Annotated in this window: 10 protein-coding genes; 3 read left to right on the top strand and 7 right to left on the bottom strand. The window is 48.2% G+C overall.

From position 1 onward, the window contains the following. From KI367_RS26160 to KI367_RS26150, 3 genes are all read left to right on the top strand, one after another. On the top strand, positions 1–238 hold a 238-nt coding region (locus KI367_RS26160), incomplete at its 5' end, for a hypothetical protein (protein ID WP_212953141.1). Next, a complete protein-coding gene (locus KI367_RS26155; protein ID WP_212953139.1) occupies positions 238–657 on the top strand; it encodes a DUF1259 domain-containing protein in 420 nt (139 codons plus the stop codon). The genes KI367_RS26160 and KI367_RS26155, both read left to right, overlap by 1 nt. Positions 658–699: 42 nt before the next feature. Then, entirely contained in the window at positions 700–1,119 is a 420-nt protein-coding gene (locus tag KI367_RS26150) for a DUF1259 domain-containing protein (RefSeq protein WP_036713310.1), read from the top strand. A gap of 132 nt (positions 1,120–1,251) precedes the next feature. Here KI367_RS26150 and paiA read toward each other — a convergent pair whose 3' ends face one another. The 7 genes from paiA to KI367_RS26115 form a co-directional block, all read right to left on the bottom strand. Further along, positions 1,252–1,773 carry a spermidine/spermine N(1)-acetyltransferase gene (paiA, locus tag KI367_RS26145; protein WP_212953136.1) on the bottom strand — a complete coding sequence of 174 codons (522 nt, stop codon included), beginning with the start codon at positions 1,771–1,773 and terminating at the stop codon, positions 1,252–1,254. A 24-nt stretch (positions 1,774–1,797) separates the two neighbouring features. Next, complete coding sequence (locus tag KI367_RS26140) at positions 1,798–2,250, bottom strand: MarR family winged helix-turn-helix transcriptional regulator (protein WP_212953133.1); 453 nt, start codon at positions 2,248–2,250, stop codon at positions 1,798–1,800. Positions 2,251–2,417: 167 nt separating this feature from the next. Further along, positions 2,418–3,713, bottom strand: coding sequence for a DUF4179 domain-containing protein (locus tag KI367_RS26135; protein ID WP_212953130.1), 1,296 nt, complete (start codon positions 3,711–3,713; stop codon positions 2,418–2,420). After that, positions 3,679–4,242, bottom strand: a complete 564-nt coding sequence (locus tag KI367_RS26130) for an RNA polymerase sigma factor (RefSeq protein ID WP_212953127.1) — start codon at positions 4,240–4,242, stop codon at positions 3,679–3,681. Before KI367_RS26130 ends, KI367_RS26135 begins: the two co-directional genes overlap by 35 nt. A 265-nt stretch (positions 4,243–4,507) precedes the next feature. Continuing rightward, complete coding sequence (locus tag KI367_RS26125; RefSeq protein WP_212953124.1) at positions 4,508–6,904, bottom strand: YcdB/YcdC domain-containing protein; 2,397 nt, start codon at positions 6,902–6,904, stop codon at positions 4,508–4,510. Between the two features lie 284 nt (positions 6,905–7,188). Further along, a complete protein-coding gene (locus KI367_RS26120) occupies positions 7,189–7,809 on the bottom strand; it encodes a DUF1796 family putative cysteine peptidase (RefSeq protein ID WP_246537331.1) in 621 nt (206 codons plus the stop codon). A 251-nt stretch (positions 7,810–8,060) separates the two neighbouring features. After that, complete coding sequence (locus KI367_RS26115) at positions 8,061–8,636, bottom strand: class I SAM-dependent methyltransferase (protein WP_212953121.1); 576 nt, start codon at positions 8,634–8,636, stop codon at positions 8,061–8,063. Between the last annotated feature and the right edge of the window lie 226 nt (positions 8,637–8,862).

Here is an 8,862-nt window from a genome sequence, read left to right as displayed (position 1 = left end):
GTGTGGTAGACTTCATCTAAAAGGTGCTCCTTTCTTTGTAGGTGATGTTCTGGACAAACACCATTCTACCAAAGAATTGGAGCCCTTTTCTTGTTTTTCAGACGATGTTACTTTCGAAATTCAGGATGAATTGAGTGGAAACTCTATTTTTCGGTCATATCACATAAGAGATTGCTCCAATACAATTCTCTTCTTCGATCATAGGATACATAGAAATGGATTAAAGGAGGACATGTGATGGCAGAACAAGTCAAGGTTAGCCCGCAATTCAAAAAGCTCTGCAGCCAATTCGCGAAAATATTGGGAGGCCAATCGGAAATCGAAGCAGGTCCGGTTTGTTTTGTTACGCGGATGACGAATCTACGAGAGAAAATTTTAGGTAGAAGAACGCGTTCCCCGCTGGTTCAAATGCAAATGTTTTCCTTCGAGTCGCTCGATAAGTCCGGCCGCGCGCTTTGTTTGGGTGAAACCGCCGTGCATCAGAGCCAGGTGAACCGTTTGATGTCGAATCTCCGCAAACGCGGGAACAAAGTAACGGCCGTTCATAACCATTGGCTCAAAGAACAGCCTCGCTTAATGTATATGCATTGGGAATCCATTGACAATCCTGTCGCATTTGCAAGAAAAACAAAAGAATCCATTAAATTTTTGGGTTAACGATCGGCTGTATTCATACCTTAAATGAGAGGATGATTTCATATGGCGGAAGTTAAAGTAAGTCCTCGCTTTAAAAAACTTTGCAACGAATTCTCGGCTATCTTAGGTGGAACGGAGCATGAAATTACGAAAGGCCCGGTTTGTTTCGTCTCCAGAAACCGTAGAATTAAAGCATCGATTTTAGGGAGACGTACCACCTCTCCATTAATCCGCTATCAACTATTCTCGTTTGAATCGCTGAACAGCTCCGGTCGTGCGCTCTGCTTGGGGGAAACGGCCCTCTTCCAAAGTCAGGTCAATCGATTGTTGACGAATCTTCGCAAAAACGGGATTAAAGTAACGGCAGTCCACAATCACTGGTTGTTCGAAAATCCGCGTTTGATGTATGTTCACTGGGAGTCGATCGACGATCCTATTGAATTTGCGAAGAAAGTCAAACGTTCCATTGCTTTCTTGGGTTAATATTCCCCCCGCGGGAAGAGCCGACGCACAATGCCGAGGTTCGGACTAATATACGAAGCGGCGGCAGCCTAAGGCTTTTCAGTCTAGTCTGCTGCCGTTTCTTTTTTGCGGCTTTATATTTCTCTAAAAATGTCATTTCAGCGTCCTGGTCATGATTAAATCGGTTTGTTCTTCATCACCCATATAGAACGAGTGGGCTCCCGTATGAACAAAACCCATTTTGCTGTAAAAATCAATGGCGTTCTTGTTCTTTTCCCAGACGCCCAGCCAAATTTTTTCTTTATTTTGTTCCGTGGCAATTTCAATAGCTTTATTCATTAGAAATGTGCCAAGTCCCTGTTTGTGAAATTTCTTCCTGACATAAATCCTCTCGACTTCAAGCGAATCATCGCCCATGGCTTCGGATTGGGCATCGCCTGCGTTTACCTTCAAATACCCGGCGATGTCCCCGTCCGCATAAATAAAATAGAATTCCGAAGTTTGGTTTGAGAGTTCCGTTTCCAGTTGCTTTAAGTTAAAAGCCTTTTCCACATAAGCTTTCATATTTTCCGGCGAATTTTGATCCTTGAACGTATCGATGAATGTTTCCATGCTTATGTTTTGGAGGGTTTGTACATCGTCGACGCAGCATTTTTTGATTGTTATGGCGGTCATTGTATTTATCTCCCTAATCTCTATTCAATAATTTCTTTTGTTTCCTTTTTTGACGAATTCCCAGTCGGTTTCTACGTTTTTTCTGACTCTTTGGAGCAGATGAAACAGCGTTTCAGCTTCGCTTTCGGTAAATCCGGCTAACGCGACCCCGTTCGAATGGTCATGTTCCCGTATGATAAAAGGATATACATCGCTACCTTTGGCCGTAGGAAACAGCTTTTTTATTTTTTTGTTATGTTCATTGTCTTTTTTTTCGATAAATCCGTTCATTTCGAGTTTTTGAATCGCTCGAGCCGCCGTCGTTCGGTCTACTTTAATCATTTCGGCCAATTTCTCCTGAATGATTCCCGGGTTTTCGCATATGCGGACAAGGTACAAGTACTGGCCTTTGGTAAGATCCAATGCCTTGAATTCGATATTGCTGATCGAATCCAATGCCCGGGCGATCATTCCGATTTCACGCAGAATTTCTTTCAATGCATGCACCTCCATCGACGTATTTTCCGAATACATCCTACACTATTTTTATTGCATTTGCAACAAAATGCGGATTTCACCCCGTTCTACCGGCGAAAAAAACATACAGCCTCCCGGAAAACCGGAAGGCTGAACCCATGGACGTTCAAATAAAACCATGCTTTTTATTATTGCCTATCGACTGGAATCGATATTTTCTTCTTGTAGGTCTTGATATATTGATATCCATCCGTCAGCAGAAATTCAGGCTTATCCCGAGTGTTAAACGAATACGTCTGCTCCCATAAAATATTGCCGTTATTCAAATCCCACTGACGTTCGGCCGAAACCGACGAAACGGGAATGATTTTGCCCCCGGCTTGGACGGATAAGCTGCCTTTGTCCAGGAATGTGAATTGATTTCTGGCAATGACGATCTCATACCCCGCGCCGGTTTTCGTGACGCTTCGAATCCAGAACTTTTCATCCCCAATTTTAATGGAGCGATCGGATGGCGCCCCAAGCGGGATCGGGTCGTTTATTTTATGGTATCCTTCAAAATTTTCGAGCACAAGTTCAATGGACTGAATGCTGCGGGTTGGGAACGGGTCGAAATTCAGTTGGAAGTCCGCCGGATGCTGTCCCTTTTCCTCATTTAATCTTACTTCGAGTCCATTCACGTAAAGCCTGGTTTTCCCTGAAAACCTCGGATATTCTCGGAGTTCATAATGCCCCTTCACGATGGTTGAAGTCGGCGATGCCGTAATGTAGTCGTAGTGGATGGTTCCTTGATCGACGTCAACGGATTCCGAAAGTTCCTCTTTGACGATGCTTTTCATTGCTTTGTTCGCTTCAAAATCGAAAGTAATGGGGTACGATGCCTTTTTTCCATTATCCAGCCACTCGCTAAAAGTGACGGTTAATGTCCGGGAGAAGGGGCTGACCGGTTCAAATTCAGCGTATCCCGCGAATTGGCTTTTGCTTTTCCCGGGATTTCCGCCGCCTCTAAGCGGAGCCGAATCGGTCAAGAACCCCTTCACGCTGTCAAAATGGTACCGTCCAATACGATCGTCGGTAAATTCGATGCCTTCGGGTAGATCGATGTTGTAATACAAACGGAAAACGTTATCGTCAGCAATCACCCCATGAATGGTCAGAACGGTGCCGTCCGGAAGCGTGGTGCTTTTGTTTACCTGTTGTCCGAATCCTTGTTCCATCACTTCGGCAAAGCTGAGCGAGTTCAAACCGGCGCCGTTAAACAACTTGCTTCCGTAATAAGCGAAGGCAGGATACTCATAAACTCCGAGCATGAGAATGATCGCTGCTGCAGTGGAGACGGCCCATGCCCATGCTTTGCTCGTATTTCTTTTTTTGGCGGGAACGCGCTCCAGCGCATTCCGAAGCCTCTCTTCCAGGCCTGGCGGCGCCTGCACTTTATTCACCGCCTGCTTATACTCCTCTAATGTCTTCTCGATCGTTTTCATAACGATCACCCCCGATCATGGCTTTCAATTTTTGCATGCCTTGAGAAATTCGCGATTTGATGGTTCCAAGCGGTACGCCCGTCATGTCCGCAATCGTCTGATAGGGAAGATCGTGAACGTAACGAAGCTCGATGGCTTCCCGCTGCCGTTTGTTCAGATGGGATAGAAGCACCTGCATGTCCATCTCGGACTCCGTATCGCGATAGGGATTTTCGTCAGTCAATGCAGAATGCGATGCCTCTTCCACTTCTCCGAATGCAAGGTATCGATTCTTTTTGCGGAGCAGCGTTTTGCACCGATTGACAAGAATGCTTTTGCTCCAGCTATAGAATGCCTCCCCTTTTTGCAATTGATCGATCTTTTCATACACCGTGACGATCATGTCCTCCATCGCGTCCATCGCATCATGCTCGTTTTCCATGTAGGTATACGCGAGGCGGTAATAAGCGTCCTGATCGGCCATGATGAGCTGCAATAATGCTTCTTTGTCGCCTTTTTTGGCCTGCTTGACAAGATGGCTAACTTTCATGTTCTCTCCCCTTTTCATACATAAGAGACGCCGGAGGATCCTAAAGTTCATTTTTTGTGAAAAAAATCATGTTTTCTAAGTCATAAGCCAAGGGAAATGCGCTAAATTCCTCGAATACGTTTCATTCCTTTATTCTATCGCCGCCGTAGAAAAAGAAAACATCCACCGCTGCAATAGAGACGGTGGATGTTTGAAAACGAAGAGAGATTCTAAGAGCATTCCGTATGGACCTTCATGGACCTTCATGGACCTTCATGGCAGAAGGTTATCTTTGGTTAAGCGGCGTATCCACGTTTCCTTGCAGATGTGCCAGCCGTACCAGGATGGTCGCCGCTTCCGCTCGCGTGACCGGCTTCGCAGGGTCGAATTTCCCGCTTGGCGCCTCCATCAGGCCAAGTTTCAGCATAAGCGCGACGGCCCCTTTGTCCTTGATGGCGCTTGCGTCCGAGAGGGACAACGCCTGCGCATCCTGCTGGAAGAACCTGGACAAACGGTTGTAATGCAGAACCGTGGTCAGGCTGGAGGCTGCCGCTTCACGGGTCAACTTTTGCTCCGGATGCAATTCGGAAGATTTCGCGTCGCCAAACCATCCTTTATCCGCGAACAGCTGCACCGCTTGAGCGATCGGGCTGTCCGCCGGAACATCGGCAAAAAGCGGCTGCGTGATGCGGCCCCCATAATAGACTTGATCGGGATAAAGCCCTTTAGCTATCATCTGGATCCAATCGCCCAAGGTCACCTCCGCATCGGGATGAAGCAGGCCGTCTTCCGCCGGAGACAGGACCCGATATTCAAGCAGCGTGGCCAGATCCTTGCTTGCCGGGTGGTTCGCCGCATCGCTTGGAAGCTCGGGAGTAGATCCTTTATTCGGATCGGGCAGTTGAAGTAAGGCTTCCGCTTTGCCCGTGACCCCATCGATATAACCGAGGTTTCTGCTCTTATCGAACGTTGGAACATACGCCAGCCGAACTTTAGGCTCTACATACGTGTTATCCACGGAGTAGCCGCCGCTGCTGATGTACCGCAGCTCCACGCCGAGTTCGTTCAGCAGGCGATCCTGCGCTTCTTTCGGACTGATTTTGGCTTTTAACCCATCCATCGCTTTGAGATCCGCATCGGAGAGGCCATTGTCCGCATTGTAGCTAATCAAGCTGCCGCCGCCGTCGATCGAGACGCTTACCGTGCTTCCGTAGACGGGCAAATCCTTATAAAAACGTTGGAACACAAATTGATAGACTGTTTTCGAGGAGGACGGGTTCAACGTTTGAGCGTCCGACAGTTTCAGGTCTTCGGCGGCATTCGGATAATGGGCCAGCACCAGCTCGATCGCCTTGGTTTGAGCCTGGGCATCCGTCACGGCGGGAGCGGAGGCTTTGGCCGGTTCGCTTCCGGGATATTGGAACTCGTTATAGGAGAGCAGCTGCCCCGTCTCGGCATCCACGACTGCGCTTTTGTTGCTTTCCTGGTATGTTCCGGGAGTTCGTTTGTTCCAGTACAAATTCCAAACCTGCTTGTTCCCGTACCAATAGTTCCCTAAGCTGGATTGGAGCTGATATTCCGAGCCGGGGGCGATTTCCTGCACAAGCTTCAGCGCTTGGTCTGCAGTCAACTGTTCACCTTTATGCGGGGTGAACGCTTTATTGGAAGGCTTTAATGCGGTATAACGAACCGCTTGATTGGCTTTATCCAGATCTTTTCCCCAAATCGTATCGATCCCCTTGCCGGAATTGGCATCCGTAGGCACCAAAGTCCGGTCCGGAATGTAGCCGATTTTCCATTCCCGTTTAGATGTCGCATTAAAAAGAGGCGTCGACGATATGTAAGCAAGTGTTACGGACAAGCCTTGCTCAAGGCGCTTCTCCGCTTCCTCCTTGCTGATGGCGGCTTTGGCGGATGGATAATCGCCTTGGTAAGCGCTTCGGGTAAAACGGACGATATTCCCGTTTCCATCCACTTCAACGCTCACGAACTCATTATCGGCCGGAAGTCCGTTGACGTCCACCGAATACCCAAAGCTATACCGAACCGGACCGAACAATGCTTGATTAGACGAAAAACCGTATTCGGTCGAAGGCTTCATCGTTCCGGCTTTGATCGAGGGAGCCGCTTTGGCGATAAACGTCTCGGCAATCTTTTCCGCTTCCTGTTTGGATACCGCCGGAGGGTAATAAGCCGTGTTGGAATCTTCCTCTGGCCACATGGATGGATAATAGAAACTCAGGATGTCTCCCGTCACGGCATCCACTTCGGTACTGAAACCCGACGAGTTGTTTCCCTTTTGAATCGACCAGTTCAGTACCCAGATCTTTTTCGTATTGGGCGGGAATACATTCTGCTCCCCATAAGTAATGCCGTCCAGCCTCGCCTCCTTCAAAATGGGGAACAACGTTCTTGTCCGCGCCTCCGCTTGGGCTTTCGTAATCTTGGCTTCGGCCGGATTGAGCCCTTTGGATGCGTCGGAACCGCTGCTTTGGGTTGCTTGCGGCGCTGCTGCTTTCTCTACAACGCTTACGCCGGAAGCCGCCGACACCAACAAAGGCATCTGCAGCAGACTTAAACCGAGAGTGCCTGCGACCACCTTCTTCGCTACGGATGCGGTTCGCATTTTTTTCCCCTTGTCCTGGTTGATCGGCATGCCAGAGGCACGTTTTTGCTTGTCCATCCTTCTCCCTCCCTATAATACCATAATAAACCATTTATATTATAGCATAGGAAATCAGGATACATGCTGGAAATTTGATTTTCATTTTCTTTAAAAACCGCATCCATTCTCCCATATTTTCGACTTCGCCGTGGCTTGAGCGGGCTAAGGCGAATCCAAGCCCCCTGTACGTCGCCACCCTCCGCTTTCTATGGATAGAAACAGCAGCGGTCTAAGACTGTTTTTTCAAGTCCCGGACGGCTGCTGCATCATTTTTATCGGGGGATATCGACTTGTTGGAACCGCTACCAATATCCGGTTAATGTTAATCCGTTCATGGCATAACTCCATCCTGCTTCATGATAAGGCTGCTCGAGGGGGACCTGCAGCGTGCCGATCCCATCCCGTTTCCAATCGATCTCCCGGATCGACTGCAACCCGGACACGGTCTGCAAAAATAGAATTCTGCAGCTGCCCGGCGTCAATGAGGACAAAACAGCATGAAGCTCCACGGCTTCCGCCTCCCCGATTTCTCCCCACCTGATGAACAGAACGGAACGGCTGTGACCGAGCACATGCAAAAAACTTTGGATTCGATGGGCAAGCTTTTCGCTGTACGCACCATAGGCTGCCGTCCAATCCTGGTTGGGGATGACGGGGAAATCATGGACGGATAAAACGTTGTAACGCGTATCCAGAATATAATGGGCGCTTTGGTAAGTCCCGCCTTCTTGAAGCACTGCGATGCCATCTTCCAAAAAATCCGAAGTTCCGTCAATCTTCCGGAGTTGTCCGAGCTCCATAAAACCTTCGAAGCGATTTTTTAACAACCGGGTTACGTCCGCGGCCGAATTCGATATCATCCAATCTAGCGGAAAGGAAAATCGCCGCAGCTGATACCGCGCCAAAAAGATGGATGGCCCCACCAGCTTCCCAAGCCGATGATAACGTCATAAGCGCCTTTCAAGTCCTCTATCTTCACGTTCGTCACCACTTTTTTTGTTGATAGATTTGCTATATTCTATGTAGCTTGGCGACAAACCGTATAGATGTTAAGGAAATAAAAACGTAAGGGAACACGGGTTTATATAGTAACGGCGACATGAGATCAACTCGAGGCATGTCGCAAATCTATCCCGAAAATCTGCAGCATATGGGCTTTCTTCGCATGCTCTTCCTAGGATGTTTTGCGATATAAATAAGCGACAAGAAAACCCCTTCGCTCTTCCTCTTCCAAGTAGCGGATCCGCTTGAGCGAAGGATCGATATGGTCAAAATCAGACGGCATGATTAAATCTTCCTCTCGCATGAACGGATCCTCCTTATGTTTATGGCCGAATCCGCAAACGAAAAGCAGCCCTCCGCTTGCAAGGTTGAGATGAATTCTGCCCAGGTGTTCCTTCCCCAGCCTGTAATGATTGACGACGATATTGTCGTATATCCCCACTTCCTTCAAACAATCCGGATGAGACAGGTCCACTTCCTGCGTCCGCACAGCGTAGTGGTGTTCGGCAGCAAACCGCCTCAGACGGTCCAGCGCCTTGCGACTGAAATCGATGCCGGTTACTTTAAAGCCCTGCTTCAGAAAATACAGCGCATTCCTGCCGTCCCCGCAGGCCAGATCCAGCAAAGTTCCCTTTTGAAAAAGCGGACTATTCTCCAGAATCATTTTTTCCGGACCCATCAACCGACCGTCCCGCTCCGTAAACTTATGATCCCAAAAATCTTTGTCGCCCATATACCGCACCGCCATCCTCTCCTTTCAAAACCAATTCAAACATGATTGCGCAGCTTTCGTAATTGAAAGTACCGGCTGAATCCCTCCGTCAAACATGAAGACCCTCGCAAAATAAATGAGTGTTTTGCATAATTCCGTTTCAGAGAAGAAGCGATAGCATATTCACTGTCGTTAAGGGGTAATTTTCGAAAATGGTATTATATGGATGAAGAAAAGGGCAGACTTGCAGAATTTTAGAACA

The organism is Paenibacillus cookii, assembly GCF_018333375.1.
In the GTDB taxonomy this organism is placed as follows: Bacteria; Bacillota; Bacilli; order Paenibacillales; family Paenibacillaceae; genus Paenibacillus_AQ; species Paenibacillus_AQ cookii.
This window is presented reverse-complemented; position numbering and strand designations above follow the sequence as displayed.